This is a genomic window from Pseudomonas sp. EA_15y_Pfl1_P101 (assembly GCF_963970835.1).
GTDB lineage: Bacteria > Pseudomonadota > Gammaproteobacteria > Pseudomonadales > Pseudomonadaceae > Aquipseudomonas > Aquipseudomonas tritici.
In genome coordinates this window covers 116757-134614 of sequence record NZ_CAXAPA010000004.1, presented here as the reverse complement: position 1 = coordinate 134614, position 17858 = coordinate 116757, and the positions used below count along the sequence as shown (strand labels likewise).

The 17858-nt window shown below is 58.7% G+C and carries 13 protein-coding genes and 2 pseudogenes; 5 read left to right on the top strand and 10 right to left on the bottom strand.

Annotated features, from left to right (window positions below; all coding sequences use genetic code 11):
- Positions 1-43 precede the first annotated feature (43 nt).
- Positions 44-1228 carry a DUF2252 domain-containing protein gene (locus AACY36_RS07395; protein ID WP_339415959.1) on the bottom strand — a complete coding sequence of 395 codons (1185 nt, stop codon included), beginning with the start codon at positions 1226-1228 and terminating at the stop codon, positions 44-46.
- 78 nt (positions 1229-1306) lie between these two features.
- Positions 1307-2185, bottom strand: coding sequence for a LysR family transcriptional regulator (locus AACY36_RS07390; protein ID WP_339415957.1), 879 nt, complete (start codon positions 2183-2185; stop codon positions 1307-1309).
- Between the two features lie 131 nt (positions 2186-2316).
- Here AACY36_RS07390 and ampC point away from each other — a divergent pair, with 131 nt between their 5' ends.
- On the top strand, positions 2317-3471 hold the full coding sequence (gene ampC / locus AACY36_RS07385) for a class C beta-lactamase (RefSeq protein ID WP_339415956.1): 1155 nt from the start codon (positions 2317-2319) through the stop codon (positions 3469-3471).
- Between the two features lie 19 nt (positions 3472-3490).
- On the opposite strand, the gene AACY36_RS07380 is transcribed toward ampC, so the two are convergent.
- Positions 3491-4465 carry a polyprenyl synthetase family protein gene (locus tag AACY36_RS07380; protein WP_339427578.1) on the bottom strand — a complete coding sequence of 325 codons (975 nt, stop codon included), beginning with the start codon at positions 4463-4465 and terminating at the stop codon, positions 3491-3493.
- Positions 4466-4782: 317 nt separating this feature from the next.
- Here AACY36_RS07380 and idi point away from each other — a divergent pair, with 317 nt between their 5' ends.
- A complete protein-coding gene (idi, locus tag AACY36_RS07375) occupies positions 4783-6357 on the top strand; it encodes an isopentenyl-diphosphate Delta-isomerase (protein ID WP_339427579.1) in 1575 nt (524 codons plus the stop codon).
- 3 nt (positions 6358-6360) lie between these two features.
- Here idi and AACY36_RS07370 read toward each other — a convergent pair.
- From AACY36_RS07370 to AACY36_RS07355, 4 genes and pseudogenes are all read right to left on the bottom strand, one after another.
- A pseudogene (locus tag AACY36_RS07370) lies at positions 6361-6600 on the bottom strand (TRAP transporter large permease subunit); the annotation flags it as partial.
- Positions 6601-6842: 242 nt separating this feature from the next.
- Positions 6843-7577: pseudogene (locus AACY36_RS07365) on the bottom strand (HpcH/HpaI aldolase/citrate lyase family protein); the annotation flags it as partial.
- A gap of 14 nt (positions 7578-7591) precedes the next feature.
- Positions 7592-8869 (bottom strand): ATP-binding protein, encoded by a 1278-nt coding sequence (locus tag AACY36_RS07360; RefSeq protein ID WP_339415952.1) that lies wholly within the window; start codon positions 8867-8869, stop codon positions 7592-7594.
- Positions 8870-9577 (bottom strand): winged helix-turn-helix domain-containing protein, encoded by a 708-nt coding sequence (locus AACY36_RS07355; RefSeq protein WP_339427580.1) that lies wholly within the window; start codon positions 9575-9577, stop codon positions 8870-8872.
- A gap of 157 nt (positions 9578-9734) precedes the next feature.
- Between AACY36_RS07355 and AACY36_RS07350 the strand changes: the two genes are divergently transcribed.
- Positions 9735-10934 (top strand): MFS transporter, encoded by a 1200-nt coding sequence (locus AACY36_RS07350; RefSeq protein ID WP_339427581.1) that lies wholly within the window; start codon positions 9735-9737, stop codon positions 10932-10934.
- Here AACY36_RS07350 and AACY36_RS07345 read toward each other — a convergent pair.
- Complete coding sequence (locus AACY36_RS07345) at positions 10890-11492, bottom strand: tRNA-(ms[2]io[6]A)-hydroxylase (protein ID WP_339415947.1); 603 nt, start codon at positions 11490-11492, stop codon at positions 10890-10892. The two genes, AACY36_RS07350 and AACY36_RS07345, sit on opposite strands and share 45 nt — an antisense overlap.
- Positions 11493-11643: 151 nt before the next feature.
- On the opposite strand from AACY36_RS07345, the gene AACY36_RS07340 reads away from it, so the two are divergent.
- Positions 11644-12489: a universal stress protein gene (locus AACY36_RS07340; protein WP_339415946.1), complete on the top strand. Its 846-nt coding sequence runs from the start codon at positions 11644-11646 to the stop codon at positions 12487-12489.
- Between the two features lie 58 nt (positions 12490-12547).
- Here the strand turns inward: AACY36_RS07340 and AACY36_RS07335 are convergent, their stop codons facing one another.
- Complete coding sequence (locus tag AACY36_RS07335) at positions 12548-13021, bottom strand: DUF1289 domain-containing protein (protein ID WP_339415945.1); 474 nt, start codon at positions 13019-13021, stop codon at positions 12548-12550.
- A gap of 397 nt (positions 13022-13418) precedes the next feature.
- Here AACY36_RS07335 and acnB point away from each other — a divergent pair, with 397 nt between their 5' ends.
- A complete protein-coding gene (gene acnB / locus AACY36_RS07330; RefSeq protein WP_339427612.1) occupies positions 13419-16028 on the top strand; it encodes a bifunctional aconitate hydratase 2/2-methylisocitrate dehydratase in 2610 nt (869 codons plus the stop codon).
- A gap of 209 nt (positions 16029-16237) precedes the next feature.
- On the opposite strand, the gene AACY36_RS07325 is transcribed toward acnB, so the two are convergent.
- Complete coding sequence (locus AACY36_RS07325; RefSeq protein ID WP_339415944.1) at positions 16238-17515, bottom strand: serine/threonine transporter; 1278 nt, start codon at positions 17513-17515, stop codon at positions 16238-16240.
- Positions 17516-17858: the final 343 nt, after the last annotated feature.

Genomic DNA, 17858 nt, shown 5'->3' with positions numbered 1-17858 from the left:
CACCGTGTAGGCGCTAGCGTGTCAGCGCCGACACATTGTTGGGTCAATGTTCGAGGGCATATCTGCGGCAATGGTTGAGGTACCCCTGCTCATGGCTACCCACCAGTTGCACCACACTGGTCCACAGCCAGGACGGCGCATCGAGTTGCTTGGAGCGGTTTTCCTGAAGCACCGCCATCCAGTCCTTGCGCGTATCGCGGTCCATCTGCCGAGCATGGGCAATGCCCACGACCCGCGCCAGGTAACCGGCGGCGTGCATGGCGTCGGTTTCGTTCAATTCGTCCAGCTCCAACTTCATGTCCTGGGGCAGCAGTTCGCGGATGAAGAATCCGTGATCCAGAAAACGCGTTGCCATCATGCGCTCACCCAGGCTCGGAGAGAGCTGACGCGCGCCCTCCACCACTCGACGACCATTATCCCTGGGCATCTTCGCCCGTGCCGCGCGGGGTGCAGCAGCGCCGACGGCTTCCTTGATATCAATCAGGCAATATTCCTCATCGCCCTTGTCACCCACGCCGAGCAGTACGGCATAACGGAGCAGCCCGAGGGAGCTACAACCCTTGACCCAGTAGGCCGAGTCCAGCAGTTCAACCCTGGCGTCCTTGGGCCGCCCCTTGAGCGAGGTGACCAACTGGTGGACTTCATCCGAGGCACAGAGGGTTTCCAGCGCAACCTTCTCGGCCCGTGACAACGACCAGAAGTGCTTGCCCAGCGGGATGGTCGGCCGAGCGTTCTCGATACGCTCACGCGCGAGGTTTTTCCAAGTGCGCTCCACCGCGGTGCGCATGCTCGCCTTGACCTGGGACGGGCGCGGCGGCGCGGCGTCGGGTTTGTCCTTGAACGCCTGTTCGTAGCCGCCCATCATTTCTTCAAGCATGCGCGCAGTGGTTACTCCAGGCAGGTCCGAGCCGCGCGCAGCAGTGGCCAGGGACAAGGCCAAGCGCACCAGGTCGTGAGTCGGGTTACCGATCACCGCCTGGTCAAGGTCACGGATATGCATATCGATGCGGCCCTTCGTGTCTCCCGTAGGGCCCAAGTTACCGGCGTGGCAGTCGCCGCAGATCCAGATCGCCGGGCCGTGGGGCAAACGTCGACCCGTCTGGCTGTGCAGCCACTCGTAGAATTGCACCGTGCTGCCACGTACGTAGGCGTGAGCAGAGCGCGCCATCTTGAGGTTTCGCAATTGGATCAGGTGGGGCATACGGGCGCAGGGGCGTGGTATTTTCATGGAATAACTCAGTACAGGTGTTGCTGTAGAGCGAAGGCCCTGAGCAAATGTTTCATTATATTTCAAAAATAAGCACGTTCAGCCTTGCATCTTCATTTCCTGCAACCACCCCTTGAACGCCAACATCGCCGACGTCTCGGCCCGCGACTGCAAACGCGTCAACCAATAGCTGCCGGTGGTGATGCCGACGTCGAACGGCTGGCGAATCACATCATTCTCCAGTTGGCGCGAAAACATCATTGCCGGCGCCAATGCCAACCCCATTCCTTGCAAGGCCGCTTCCATCATTGCCAACGAGGAATCAAACACGATACTGCGCGGCACCAGGGTGTCGGCGGGCAGGCCAGCGGCCTGGAACCACAGGCTCCACTCATCGGCGCGGTAGGAGCGCAGCAAGGTGTGTTTCAACAGGTCGACAGGTGTGTGCAGTTGCTCGGCCAGTTGCGGCACGCAAAGCACGGTGAGGGGCGCTTCCAGCAGTTCGCAGGCATCGGTGCCGTGCCAGGCTCCCGCGCCGAAGCGGATCGCGTAGTCGAGGCCTTCGGCGGCCACGTCGACGCGGTTGTTGTGGGTGGATAACCGCAGGTCGATAAAGGGGTAACGCGCGTGAAAATCCGCCAAGCGTGGCAGCAACCAGCCCACCGCAAAGGTGCCCACTGCGCCCACGGTGAGCACTTCGCGGTAGTGCCCGCCTTCGAACTGGCTGAGCGTCTGGGCGATGCGGTCGAACGACTCACGCACTACCGGCAGTAAGGTTTCGCCTTCACGGGTGAGCATCAGGCCTCGAGGAAGACGCTTGAATAATGTGACATTAAGTTGCGCTTCCAGGCTCTTGACCTGATGGCTGACCGCCGCCTGAGTCACGCATAACTCGATAGCTGCGCGGGTAAAGCTCAAATGCCGAGCTGAAGCCTCGAATGCGCGCAGGGCATTGAGGGGCAGATGGGAACGCAGCATGTTTGACCCCAAATTTTCTAATGGCTGGTGCGAAATATCATTGTTTGCCCAGAGGCAAGAATCCGCCTAAATTTGCGGCGCCTGCGCAGGCACTGATCGTTAGCCTATCACTTACATGGACGCCAATTACTATGTGCGAAAGATCTCACTTAAACGTACGAAGCTTCTTATTTTCGGCCTTGTTGTTCGCCTCCGGCACCTGCATGGCCAACACCGATTTGCGCAAGGTCGTGGACAATAGCGTTGAACCCCTGATGCAGCAACACGGCATCGCTGGCCTATCGGTCGCTGTGGTAAACAAAGGCAAGGTGCAATACTTTAATTACGGCATCGCCAATAAAGACACCCAGCAACCCGTCACCCAAGACACGTTGTTTGAGATCGGTTCGGTGAGCAAAACCTTCACCGCCACACTGGGGGGTTACGCCCAGGCCAGTGGCAAGCTCAAGCTGTCGGACAACGCCAGCCAGCACCTTGCAGCACTCAAGGGCAGCGCCTTCGACCGCATCAGCCTGCTACAACTGGCTACCTACACGCCAGGCGGCCTGCCGCTGCAGTTTCCGGACGCTGCCGACAGCGCGGGCACCATGCTCGGCTATTTTCAGCAGTGGAAACCTGCGTACGCGCCCGGTGCGCAGCGTCTTTATTCCAACCCTAGCATTGGCCTGTTCGGCTACCTGAGCGCACAAAGCCTCGGCGAGCCGTTCAACGTGGCCATGGAGAAAACCCTACTGCCCCAACTGGGCCTGAAGAACACCTATGTCAGCGTGCCGCCCGACAAAGCCAATCTCTATGCCCAAGGTTACGACAAGGACCAAAAACCCGTGCGCGTCGGCCCTGGGGCGCTGGACAGCGAAGCCTATGGCATCAAAACCAGCACCCAGGACTTGGCGCACTATGTGAGGGTGAACATGCACCCGCAAACGCTGGGGAAACCGTTGCAACAGGCAATCGCCACCACGCATACCGGCTACTACACCGTAAATGGCATGACCCAAGGGCTCGGCTGGGAGTACTACCCCTACCCGATCAAGTTACAAGCGTTGATTGATGGCAACTCTACATCGATGGCGATGGAGCCACACAAGGTGAACTGGCTGAATCCCGCTCAGGTGCAACCAACCAACGCCCTCTACAACAAAACCGGTTCGACCCGTGGTTTTGGCGCCTACGTGGCGTATGTGCCGAGCAAGGATGTGGGCGTGGTGATCCTGGCGAACAAGAACTATCCAAATGCGGAACGGGTGAAAGTAGCGCATGCAATCTTCAGCGCGCTGAATCCGTGAAGCATTGACGCCCGTGACCTCAGGTCGTCCGCTGCAGCGGACGACCGCCGGCCAGACACTGCTGATAGTAATTATCAGCAGGGCCATGCTCAAATCGAATGTCACTCAACACCCCCATTAAAGGACGCAGGTCATGTTCAGGATGTAGACGCGCGAGGGTTTCCAGGCGTCGTTCAATGGTTGCGTAAGTAGCATCTATTAACACCAAGGCGGCATCAAACACGCCGGCGCGACCATAGGCTTTGATTATTTTCTTTTTCTGTGCGTTGGTTTTTTTGCCTTTCCTCAATGGATCATTGGCAAGCATCATTAAAATTGACTTGGGTCCGCCTTCAAGGTCGGGAGCAAAGCCCTTTTTTTTGTAATGCGCAGTGTGGTTTACATCCGAGTAGTCGTTGACATAACGATAATAAACAGCCAATTCGAGAAGCAACACGTAGAGTTCCAGATACGTCGCTTCATCGATGGGCGTCAGGCATTGACACGCGTCCAGTAGAAAAACGAACAGACAACCCGTATTGGCTTGAGCGATTAATTCATATTCTTCCCAGGTCGGCAGGACATCGCCATTGCTGAACTGTAGATCCAAGTGCTGCCCCACGTGCAGGTGCTCAAGACTGGTGAGCGCGGCCTGCAGGACGCCAGCATTGAAAGACTGTGCAAGGAGTTGCAGACCGACAAGGTACCCACACATGCCGGAATTCAGAGCGATTTCAACGCCGAATTTAGCCCACACCGACGGAAGCCCGCGGCGAATATGATCGCCGTCAAGCACATCGTCATGTATTAACGTGGAGGTGTTAAGAAGTTCTATGGCTTCGCACAAAACATGGGTCTGATGGGGCGCAAGTTTATAGACAGCTGACAGCGCCACAGCAATCGCGCTGCGCACTTTCTTGCCACCCGCGCGCGCTTGGTATTCAAACGCTTCGCGCCATTGAGCGTGCGCAACTTTATAGTCAGTTCTTTCTGTCAGCGCGTCGGCAGTGATCATCGTAGCGGCCTCTAGTTTGCGAGCGACCCGCAAGGCTCTAACGCTTACCTGCGGTGCGGCACATGGATTACCTAGACGTAAAAGACCGGAACTGCAATGGACACCACTTTACGAGGACAGCGCCTTAACCGTAGCGCATGCCTGAAAAAAAGAAATACTTTTTCTTTGATTCTTTGATATAGCCCTGAGTGCGAATAAGTATAACGAATAAGCGTTCACCCCTTGATCACTCGATCTATGCTCTCACCCTGAACGTGTCAGACACCCTTGAAATGGACCGCCTTACCGTCCTGCATATAAAGCTCAGGAGAGCGGCTATGGAAGACGTCCTCATTCTGGTTGACGTGAATGATCAGCCGACAGGTTTCGCTGGCAAACAACAGGTGCATGAAGAAGGGCTGCTTCATCGAGCTTTTTCAATATTCATTTTTGACCCTCACTCCAGACTGTTACTGCAACAAAGAGCGGACAGTAAGTACCACTCTGCTGGGCTGTGGAGTAATACCTGTTGCGGGCACCCACGCCAGGGCGAGACGACGCCAGACGCAGCGCGGCGCCGTTTGTATGAAGAAATGGGGCTGACCTGCGAGCTTGAGCAATACTCCACGCTGGTTTATCGGGAACGCGTGTCGAAAACCATGACGGAATATGAATACGATCACGTGTTCGTAGGCTGCTGCGCGACTGACCCCATTGCCAATCCGGATGAAGCCAAAGCATGGCGCTGGGTGGAGCCTGAGCAATTACAGGATGAGCTGCAACACACGCCAAAAATATTCACGGCCTGGTTGCGTACCATCGTGAAAGGTGCCGGAGCCGCAGGCATCAAAGGATGGGCCCCTAAAGCTCAGAGGGCCCTTCAGACGCCGATAGTCGGCGGGGCTTTTGAACTCCCTCGCTGGCTGGCTGAAGCGCATTACCCGCTAAATCCTTATGCCGAAGAGGCACAACATCACACGCGTCAATGGCTCAAGAGCATCGGCCTGGAAGACACACCGCGCGCAGCCCGCCAATTGGACATTTACGTCCCTGGCACATATGCCGGTTATATGTGGCCAGACGCGCCGCGGGACCTGTTGTTGATTTTGTCAGACGTGGTGGGGTGGTTCAGTTGCCAAGATGATCTCGCAGACGAAGACTGCAAGGACCCTCACACGTTGGAACAATTGCTTCGGGGAGTTCACAGCAGTGCGTTCACATGCTACGCCCCCCAACCAGGGCTGCTTGCCTCAGGGCTCAAGGATATAATCAGGCGCTCCGCACGCTTGGCACCGCCTCTCTGGAAAGAACGGGCTGGCGAGCGGTATGCCTCTTACATTGCCCCCTGCATGACAGCGTTGATGCATCGAGTTCATCACACCCAGCCAGGAATCGAAGGCTACGATAGCCTTTGGCGGGACGCCGGAGGCTTCCAGTTCTGTCTAGAATTCATCTACTGGGTACAGAATATTTACCTGCCCTCCTCCCTCTACTACAGCAAGCCTTGGCAAGAGTTGTGCTTGCTGGCACTGAACCTCTTCAAGGCTGTCAACGATTTACTGTCGTTTCGAATCATGGAAGACCCCGATGATGACATCTATAACCTGCTGACCCATCTGCGGCACACCCAGGGTTACTCCCCTGAGGCGGCTGCCCGCGAAGTATCACGACGCATTGATCAATGGGCCCACGCGTTTACCGATGCCCAGGAACGGTTGCCTGCATGCCTGGCAAGCTACGGCTATGACGAGCAATCGGTGCAACAGATGATGATTTGTGCGCAAGCCCTGCACAACCAGTGGCGCGGAAATATTGCCTGGCACCTGACAGCGCCGCGTTATCGGGAAATTCGCTTCGAGAACCTCCAAGGGGAAACCATCGACCCGCACCTCGTCGACGGCTTCGTGAGTTAGCCTCTACATCCCCAGCCAATGCGGCAGCGCAATGAATGACAGATAAGTAACCATGCTCAAGAACACCAACAGAATCATCAGCCACGGCAACGCCGCACGAATGGTCTGCCCCAGCGTCAATCCAGTCACCGCTGATGTCCCAAACAGGTTCAACCCCGCCGGTGGGTGCACCAGGCCAACTTCCATGTTCACCACCATCACGATCCTCAGGTGAATCGGGACAATCCCCAATTTCGATGACAATCGGGTCCGCCGCCTGGGCCAAGTCCGCGACAAACAGGGTGGCGGCTTCACAGCAGCGCCCTAGAGAGCTTGAGCATGGAAATCAGCTTCTTATTGTTGTGTTGCAAGGCAAGTTGCCTGATGCCAGGCGTGTAGTGAATTTCGGATTCTAGATACCTGCGTTCAGCCAGGCAGCCCCCAAATCTGAGACACAGCACAGATCCAATGTGCGAGCGCGCATCGTCAATTACTACTGTGCAGCCCAATAGCCGTTGTGCCCGCAACAACACCGGCGCATCCACCATCTGCCCATCGATCTGGTAGGCCCCTGCCCCATGCGCACCCGCGTCCACCACCCGTTTTGCCCAGGCCAAGTCTTCGGCGCTCGGCGCCAGGGCTTGGTGAATCACCGCTACCTGCCTGGGGTGAATACACAGCGCACCGGCAAACCCCATTTCATAGGCATGCCGAATCGAACGGCACAGCCCCTCTGGGTCATCGATGGCCGGATGCACCCCATTCAGCGGTGCGACAAGGCCGGCAGCGCGGGAATGCACGATCAGCGCCAGGTCCAGACCACCAAACGACAGGCGCTCCACCAGCGGCGCATGGGCAATTTCGGCCACGACCAACAGGCCGCGCACGCTCTCGATAATCGGCCAGATGAGTTTGCCGGTCGCCGTCACCACGGCGACCTGTGCTGCACGTTCAACCTTAGGCAGTAGCACGCCCGCCACATTCGGATGGGCTTTGCAGAACGTCACATCCTCGAAATGCTCGGCATGCTCCGGCGCATTGATGCGCACCCATACCTGGGCAGTAGGGTTGGCCGTCAAAAACGCCCCGAGGTTATCGCGCGCCTGGCGCTTGAGCGGTTCTTCAACCGTTTCTTCAAAATCCACGATCACTGCATCAGCACCACTGGTCAAGGCTTTGAAGAATCGCTCCGGCCGGCTACCAGGCACAAACAACGCCGACAGGATGCCGCTGACTACAATCGATTTCAGGGTCGTTAATCGGCATACGCCCACGTCATCCGGAACGACGCTCCGCCCCATTCCGAATCCAGCACTTGCACCTGGCCGCCGTGCCACTGCGACACCCGTTGTACCAGCGCCAGGCCAAGGCCGAAGCCGCCGGTGCGACGGTCACGGCTGGCGTCGAGGCGCATGAAGGGCTGGAAGATCTTCGAGCGGCCTTCCTCCGGAACACCCGGGCCGTCGTCACACACCCGCACTTCATAGCCGCTGCCGAACGTGACCAGCGACACCTCCACACGGCGCTCGGCGTATCGGATCGCATTGCGCAGCAGGTTGATCACCGCTCGCGCCATAAAGCGCGGTTCGATCTGGATAAAGTCCACCTCGCACGTACGCAGCGACAGCTGAATGCCGGCCGCTTCCGCTTCGAGGGCCACGCTGCCGATCACACTGTCGAGCCAGCTGTGGGCCTCGATGCGCTCGCGCGTGACCTGAGTGGCGCCACGTTCCAGGCTGGCATAAGTGAGCAGCTCGGAGACCATTTCTTCCAGCTCGCCGAGGTCGGCGTACATGTCGGTAATCAATTGGCTGCGCTGGCGCGGGTCGGTCTGTTGCTTGAGCTGGTCGAGCTCGAACGACAGGCGCGCAATCGGCGTGCGCAGCTCGTGGGACACGGCGTTGGTCAGCTCGCGCTGGTTGGCGATCAGGCTTTCAATGCGCTCGGCCATCTGGTTAAAGTGCCCCGCCAGCTCGCGCACGGTGGAGCGGCGTGGCAGCAGGATGCGGGAACTGAGGTCGTTGTCACCGAAACGTTGTGCCGCCAGGCGAATATGCTCCAGGTCGCGCCAGTGCGGACGAACCCAGAAATACAGCACAATTGCCAAGCACAACCCCAGCAAACCGTAGGCCCACAGGTACAACCATTTAGGCTCTTCAGGCAGCTTGATATTGAGCAGTTGCGGGCCGCCATCGATATTGGCGATGAACTCCATGAAGTCGCCCCGTACCACTAATTGGCCGGCCGCGAGCAAGTGCTGCTCGCGTTGGCTCAGCGCCAACTCATCGCGTTGCACCAAATCCAGACGCAGACCGTAATGCTGCTGCAATTCGCTCAGGCGCACCTCGCGGGCCTCGGCCGGCACGGGACGCAATTGCTCCACCAGGCCATAGGCGGGGCCGCGCAGGGCTTCGCGGTTATAGGTTTCGTTGGCCTCAGGGAGCAGCTCATCGAAGGTGTAGTTAACCAGCCAGATTGCCCCCGCCAGGCCCAGCGCCAGGATGATGTAAAGGCGGATGTAGAGCCGCAGCATCTAGACCTCCCACGCAAACGGGTTGAACAGGTAGCCCTTGCCCCAGATGGTCTTGATGCACACCGGTTCGCGCGGGTTGTCGTTGAGTTTGCCGCGCAGTTTGCTGATGTACACATCGACACTGCGGTTGAGGCCATCGAACGCGATACCGCGCATGCGGTTGAGAATGTCATCACGGGACAGGATCGTCCCCGAGTTGCTCGCCAGCAGCCACAACAGCTCGAACTCCATGGTGGTGAGGTCGATCTTGTCATCCCCCAGGCTGACGCCCCGGCAACTGCGGTCGATGGCCAACCGCCCGAAAGCGAGGGCGCCGCGCACCGTCGGTTCTGGCGCCTGCCGCCGCTGCAGGGCGCGCAGGCGTGCGAGGAGCACCGGGGGTTTGATCGGTTTGATCACATAGTCGTCAGCACCAGACTCCAGGCCGAGGATGTGGTCCAGGTCATCTTCCTTGGCGGTCAGGATCACGATGGGCGTGTCGGACACCGCGCGGATCCCGCGACACACATGCAGGCCGCTCTGACCGGGCAGCATCAGGTCGAGCACGACGATCTTCGGTTTGAAGTCCAGGAACGCCGCCAGGGCCTCATCGCCCCGGTGCACCACGCGCACCTCAAAACCATGCTGTGACAGAAAATGCGCGATCAGCCCTGCCAGCTTCTCGTCGTCCTCAACGAGCAAGACCTTGCCCAACCCCAGGTTTTCCATAAGTTCTCAGTGTGCAGATGCGGATTGAAGAGCGGGGATTATAGGTGGCAAGCTGGGCAACAAACGCAGCGGGCTCACACCGGCCGACCAAGCTTCATGTTTTTAAGAGTTTTTAACAAATAACCTGCAATCTTTAACGCCATCCACAGGGAGTTGCATGCGCAAGGATTACCTGGCTTTTTTTATCTCACTGTTCCTGTCACGGCTGGCGGACCAGATACTGCTGTTTATCGTGCCGCTGCTTGTGTTCCAGACCACCAACAGCGTCGCGTTGGCCGGGCTTGCGTTTTTCGTCGAATCGCTGCCGCGCTACCTGGCTTTTCCAGTCTGTGGAGCGCTGTGCGATAAATTCTCGCCGGTGCGCATCCTGCATATCAGCCAGGTTTACCGCGCACTGGCGTGCGTAGTGGCCGTAGCGCTTTACGGGGTGTTTGACGGTATCTATTGGCTGGTAGCCCTGTCTGCGCTGTGCGGCGTGCTGACGACTCAAGGCATCATGGCCCGCGAAGTCGTGATGCCGCACATCTTCAAGCATTACACCTACGCCAAGACCTTGTCCTACTCACAAATAGCCGACCAGAGCGGCCTGGTGCTGGGGCCGCTGGTAGCGGCATTGATGCTGGAGGTGTGGGCCTGGCATTGGGTGGTGCTGGGGGTTGCCGGGCTGTTTGTGCTAGCAGATCTGGCGATGCGGACCTGGCAGCGCAACACTGCGGTGAATCTGGAGAGCTTTGAACAGCATCAGGACATCTGGCTGCAACCGCTGCGCATCGCATTCGGGCATATCCGCAACCTGCCAGAGCTGAAGCGCATCATTGCCCTCGCAGTCGGCGTGAACCTGATCATCGGCGTGACGCTGGCCACGTCGGCGGCGATGGTGACCGGGCAATTCGCCGCCGGCAAGGATGCCTATGCGCTGCTACAGGCTGCCGGCGCAGTGGTCACCATCGCTATTCTGTTTTACCTGGCACGCGCCACCCTGGCGTTGAAAGTGCTGGGCGGGCTGTCGTATTCAATGATCGGGGCCGGGGCCTTGGTCATGGCGGTCAGCCCCACGCTTTGGGCTTACACCGTGGGTTTCCTGCTGGTCACCGGTTTCGACAAAATGTTCAACGTGTACATGCGCAGCACCCGTCAACGGGTCATTCCGGTGCAAGACTTCGGCAAAACAGTGGGCGTGATCACCTTGCTCAACAACCTGGCGCAGCCATTGGCCGGCCTGGCGATTGCCGTACTCGCCGCGCCCTTGAGTACCCAGACGGTGATCCTGCTGCTGACCGCAATAACCGCGCTGATCGGCGTGGCCGTCGCGTCAGGCTGGCACGCCACTGTGAAAGCGGAACTCGATGTCGGGTGACTCGATCAGTTCCTGCTCGGCCGCCCTCACCCGCTCGATCACCTGGGCGATGTCCTTGCCGTCGCCATACTGGTACGCCAGCTTCAGGTAACCCTGGAAGTGCCGCGCCTCGCTTTTGAGCAAGCCGAAGTAGAACTTGCCGAGTTCTTCGTCCAAATGCGGCACCAATGCTTCGAAACGCTCGCAACTGCGCGCTTCGATAAAGGCACCCACCACCAGCGTGTCGACCAGTTTGACCGGCTCGTGGCTGCGCACGACTTTGCGCAAACCCGAGGCATAGCGCCCGGCGTGCAGTTGTCGCAGCTCGACCTTGCGCTTTTTGATCAAACGCATGACTTGCTCGTGGTGCACCAGCTCTTCACGGGCCAGACGCGACATCATGTTGATCAGGTCAACATGGCCGTGGTACTTGGCCATCAGGCTCAGCGCGGTGCTGGCGGCTTTGAATTCGCAGTTCTTGTGGTCGATCAGCAGGGTTTCCTGATCGGCAAGCGCGGCCTGGACCCAAGCGTCAGGGGTGCGGCAACCGAGGAATTCGTGGATTTCTGGCAGGTTCATCGGGCTCACGGGCAAAAGGATCACAAAAGGCCGGCGATTATACCGACCCCGCCGCAGACCACCAGTCACGGGCCTTGATGTGCATCAACATGACGTGCGCCAGCCAGCAACTATAGTTGTTCCAGCCCCCGCCTCTTTTGGAGATCCGATCATGCAAGCCATCCGCAGCATCCTGGTGGTCATCGAACCCGAGCATTCGGAAAGCCTGGCCCTCAAACGCGCCAAGCTGATCGCCGGGGTCACTGGCGCGCACTTGCATTTGCTGGTCTGCGACAAAAAACATGAGCACTCGGCGCTGCTGGCGCTGCTGAAGTCGGGCTTGCAGGAAGATGGCTACAGCGTCAGCACCGAGCAGGCCTGGAATGACAGCCTGCATGAAACCATTATTGATGTGCAGCAAGCCGAGGGTTGTGGCTTGGTGATCAAGCAGCATTTCCCCGACAGCCCGCTGAAAAAAGCCCTGCTGACGCCCGCGGACTGGAAGCTGCTGCGCTATTGCCCGTCGGCAGTGCTGCTGGTCAAGACGGCTAAGCCGTGGACGAGCGGTGTGATCCTGGCGGCGATCGATGTGGGCAACATTGATGCAGACCATCGAGCGCTGCACAATTCAATCATCGACCATGGTTTTGATATCGCCAGCCTGGCCAAGGCGCAGTTGCATGTCATCAGCGCCCACCCGTCGCCGATGTTGTCGGCGGCAGACCCGACCTTCCAGCTCAAGGAAACCATCGAGGCGCGTTATCGCGAGCAATGTAAGGCGTTTCAGGCAGAGTTCGATGTGGACGACTCACACTTGCACATTGAGGAAGGCCCGGCGGATGTGCTGATCCCTTTCGCCGCCCATAAGTGGCAGGCGGCGGTGACGATCATCGGCACCGTGGCGCGCACAGGGATTACCGGGGCGCTGATCGGCAATACGGCGGAGGTGATACTGGATGCCGTGGAAAGTGATGTGTTGGTGCTCAAGCCTGACACGCTGATGGATCAGTTGGAGTAACTGGCCAGCAAGGCCTGACGGGGTCCTTCGGACGATTGCTCCCACATTGGGTTCTGTGTCACCCGCTGGAAAATGCATCTTTGAGAAAGCTTGGCGCGATATAGCGCTGGTAGTGCGCCTCCGACAGGATAAAGAACTCTCGATCAATGGCGTCACGCAGGTCTGGCAAGGGCCAATCGCGAAATTCCGGCAACAGCACCATGCCGTAAGCCTCCACGTTGGAAATCACCCGCGCACCACGGGCGATCAACTGGTAGGCCCAGCAATACTCGGATTGATGTGGCACGAAGCGAATCTTGCGCTGCTCCAACTGCCCACGCAGGGTCTTGGGGTCAAATACCTCGAGTTTGCCGGCCATTACCTGCACCAACAGTTGCTCCAACCGCAGCCAGACCGCGCGTTTTTCTTCTTCGTTATAGCCGTTCCACTGGATCACTTCGTGGTGGAAACGTTTGCAGCCACGGCACACGAGATCACCGTAAACCGTGGAGCACAGGCCGACGCAGGGGGTCTTGATGGTTTGGTTGGACATGGGCAACGACACGCAGATAAGCAAAACAATGCGCCATGTTAGCCCTTTGTCTAACGGCTATCACCCTGCAAACTTGGCGAGGCAACTTACCTTTAGATTTTTTTTGCCGTAGAATCATCCGGCCTTGTAAGGCGCCAATAATCCGCTGGAAGCTGTTTTCAAAGCGTCACGAGCACAGTCGTTCCTTCAGAACGGTGTTGGCGATGGTGAATGACTCGGTAGGTCAACGCCCTCGCCAACCCTCATCAGCTCCGTTCTGCAGGCGTAAAACTTTGAAAGCAGCTTCTGTGAGAAATGCCGGCAGCGCTGGCTTTGTGGCCCAAAAAGCCCCCGAGCGCATGCGTGCCGTTCATTGCTGGATGAGCGTCCCGTGGGACCACTGATGAGGGTAATAACTGTGCTTGAAGCCTACCGCAAACATATCGAAGAGCGTGCAGCCCTGGGTATTGTTCCCCAGCCGCTTAACGCCGAACAAACCGCAGGCCTGGTTGAGCTGCTGAAAAATCCTCCGGCTGGCGAAGAAGAATTCCTCGTTGACCTGATCACCAACCGCATTCCACCAGGCGTTGACGAAGCTGCCTACGTCAAGGCCGGTTTCCTGTCTGCCCTGGCCAAGGGCGAAGCCACTTCCCCCCTGATCGACAAGAAACGCGCCGTTGAACTGCTTGGCACCATGCAAGGCGGCTACAACATCGTGACCCTGGTTGAGCTGCTGGACGACGCCGAACTGGCACCTGTCGCCGCGGCCCAACTCAAGCACACCCTGCTGATGTTCGATGCGTTCCACGACGTGGCCGAAAAAGCCAAGAACGGCAACGAGCACGCCAAAGCCGTGATCCAGTCCTGGGCTGATGGCGAGTGGTTCAGCAACCGCCCTACCCTGGCCGACAAGATCAGCCTGCGCGTGTTCAAGGTCACCGGCGAAACCAACACCGACGACCTGTCCCCTGCGCCAGATGCCTGGTCCCGTCCTGACATCCCGCTGCACGCCCTGGCCATGCTGAAAATGGCGCGTGAAGGCATCGTGCCGGACGAGCAAGGCAAGACCGGCCCGATGAAGCAGATCGAAGAGATGCGCGGCCAAGGCTTCCCGATCGCCTACGTCGGTGATGTGGTTGGTACCGGTTCCTCGCGTAAATCCGCGACCAACTCCGTACTGTGGTTCTTCGGTGACGACGTTCCTTACGTGCCGAACAAGCGCGCTGGCGGCTTCTGCTTCGGCAGCAAGATCGCTCCCATCTTCTATAACACCATGGAAGATGCTGGCGCACTGCCAATCGAATTCGACGTTACCAACATGAACATGGGCGACGTGATCGACCTGTACCCGCATGCTGGCAAAGTCTGCAAACACGGCACCGACGAAGTCATCACCACCTTCGAAATGAAGACCCCGGTGCTGTTGGACGAAGTCCGCGCCGGCGGCCGTATCCCGCTGATCATCGGTCGTGGCTTGACCGACAAGGCGCGCGCAGAACTGGGCCTGGGCCCTACCGACCTGTTCAAGCTGCCTGAAGCGCCTGTCGACACCGGCAAAGGCTTCACCCTGGCACAGAAAATGGTCGGCAAGGCGTGCGGTCTGCCAGAAGGCAAAGGCATTCGTCCTGGCACCTACTGCGAACCGAAGATGACCACCGTGGGTTCCCAAGACACCACCGGTCCGATGACCCGCGACGAACTGAAAGACCTGGCGTGCCTGGGCTTCTCGACCGATCTGGTAATGCAGTCGTTCTGCCATACCGCGGCCTATCCAAAGCCGATCGACGTGACCACCCACCACACCCTGCCTGACTTCATCATGACCCGTGGCGGTGTATCGCTGCGTCCAGGCGACGGCATCATCCACAGCTGGCTGAACCGCATGCTGCTGCCGGACACCGTCGGTACCGGTGGTGACTCCCACACCCGTTTCCCGATGGGCATCTCGTTCCCGGCCGGTTCTGGCCTGGTCGCGTTTGCCGCAGCCACTGGCGTAATGCCACTGGACATGCCGGAATCGATCCTGGTGCGCTTCAAAGGCAAAATGAAACCTGGCATCACCCTGCGTGACCTGGTTCATGCCATTCCTTACTACGCGATCCAATCGGGTCTGCTGACTGTAGAGAAGAAAGGCAAGAAGAACGCGTTCTCCGGCCGCATCCTGGAAATCGAAGGCCTGAACGACCTGACGCTGGAACAAGCTTTCGAGCTGTCCGACGCCTCGGCCGAACGCTCGGCTGCCGGTTGCACCATCAAGCTGTCGAAAGAGTCGATCACCGAGTACCTGAACTCCAACATCACCCTGCTGCGCTGGATGATCGGTGAAGGCTACGGTGACCCGCGTACCCTGGAACGTCGCGCCCAAGCGATGGAAGCCTGGGTTGCCAACCCGGAGCTGATGGAAGCCGATGCCGACGCGCAATACGCCGAAGTCATCGAGATCGACCTGGCCGACATCAACGAGCCGATCCTCTGCGCACCGAACGACCCGGACGATGCCCGTCTGCTGTCGAGCGTTGCCGGCGAGAAGATCGACGAAGTGTTCATCGGCTCGTGCATGACCAACATCGGTCACTTCCGCGCTGCCGGCAAGCTGCTGGAGCAGGTCAAGGGCCAGCTGCCAACCCGTCTGTGGCTGTCGCCGCCGACCAAGATGGACGCTCACCAACTGACCGAAGAAGGCTACTACGGCATCTACGGCAAGGCTGGCGCGCGCATGGAAATGCCGGGCTGCTCGCTGTGCATGGGTAACCAGGCACGTGTAGAGCCGAATTCGACCGTTGTGTCGACATCGACCCGTAACTTCCCGAACCGTCTGGGTGATGGCGCTAACGTCTACCTGGCTTCGGCCGAGCTGGCAGCAGTGGCGTCTACCCTGGGTCGTCTGCCGAGCGTCGAAGAGTACATGGGCTACGCGGCGAAACTGGACACCATGGCCAGTGACGTCTACCGCTACCTGAACTTCGACCAGATCGCTGAGTTTCGCAAGATCGCAGCAAGCGCCAACATCCCGGTGATTCAAGCCTAATATGTTGATGTGAAGAAGCGCCGCGTATCGCAAGGTACGCGGCGTTTTTTTATGCCTGCAATACAGTATTAGCGACACCCCAAAACAAATGTGGGCTTGCTCGCGAATGCGGTGTGTCAGTCAGTGATTTATTCACCGATCCACTGCATTCGCGAGCAAGCCCACTCTCACATTTTTAGTGCCGTGCAGTCAGCTAGACCGCATCAGACTCAAGCAATAAACGAATACACCAACGCAGTAATCGCCACCAGGCCTACGGCGGTGACAAACACATTCGACGCCTGCCCACGGTACTTGGCCATGGCCGGAACCTTACGAATGGCGTACATCGGCATCAGGAACAGGATCGACGCGATGATCGGCCCGCCCAGCGTCTCGATCATGCGGAGGATACTTGGGTTAAGCGTGGCAACCATCCAGCACACCACCAGCATGAAAGCGGCAGTCATGCGGTCCAGGCTCTTGGCACCCGGGCGGCGACCCGTTTTCAGCACCAGCCCCTTGAGGCCTTCGCTGGCTCCGATGTAGTGGCCCAGGAACGACTTGGCAATCGCCACGAACGCGATCAGGGGGGCTGCGAACGCGATGGTCGGGTTATCGAAGTGGTTGGCCAGGTAGGACAGGATCGACAGGTTCTGCGCTTTCGCTTCGGCCAACTGCGCCGGCGACAGGGTCAGCACGCAGCTGAACACGAAGAACAGCACCATCCCGACCATTAACAGGTGCGCGCGGGACAGGATCTGCGAACTGCGCTCATCGGCATGGACACCGTACTGGCGCTTCTGGTCAACCGCAAAGGCCGAGATGATCGGCGAATGGTTGAACGAGAACACCATCACCGGGATCGCCAGCCACAGCGTATTGAGCAGTGCCGACGGGGCTGGGACTACGCTGGCGGTGCTGAGGATGCCGCCATTCCAATGCGGAACCAGGTACACCGCCAGGAACAGCAACGCGACGATGAACGGATACACCATCAGGCTCATGGCCTTGACGATCACTTGCTCGCCGCAACGCACCACGGCCAGCAGACCGAGGATCAGCACCAACGACAGAATCGCCCGTGGTGGCGGCATAATGTGCAGTTGGTGTTCCATGAAGCTGGCGACGGTGTTGGTCAGCGCCACGCTGTAGATCAGCAGGATCGGGAAGATCGCAAAGAAGTAAAGCAAGGTGATCAGCGCACCGGCCTTGATGCCGAAGTGCTCTTCGACGACGTCGGTGATGTCGGAGCCTTCTCGGCCGGACAGCACGAAACGAGTCAGGCCACGGTGGGCGAAGAATGTCATCGGGAAGGCCAGTACCGCGAGGATCACCAGTGGCCAGAAGCCTCCCAGGCCCGCGTTGATCGGCAAGAACAGCGTGCCGGCGCCAATGGCGGTGCCGAACAGGCCCAGCATCCAGGTGGTGTCCTGGCGGCTCCAGCGTGTGAGGGTTGCAGGTGTCGTCTCATAGCGTTGGTCGACGCTACTGGCCTGATCATTCATCCGATCGGATCTCCGCTTTTACACGGCCGGGACGAGTCAGAAAACCTGACAGGCAGCGCCCCGACCATAGAAGGGGCCGGATTGTCCGGGATTCTGTTGAATAAGCAAAGACTTAGCTGAGGAACGGTGGCGTGGTACATCGACGCGCCGCGCGCAACTCAAATACATTCGTTGACAACTAGGCGCCGCTCTCAGCATGATCCAGCCATGAACCGTATTCAGCTGAACCTCACCCGCACCACCACCACGACCGCCTCAGGCGGGTCGTGCGGTTGCGGTGGGTGTTCACGCTAAACACCTCACAGATTCAACCCAAGGCCCCGCCAGCAATGGACGGGGCCTT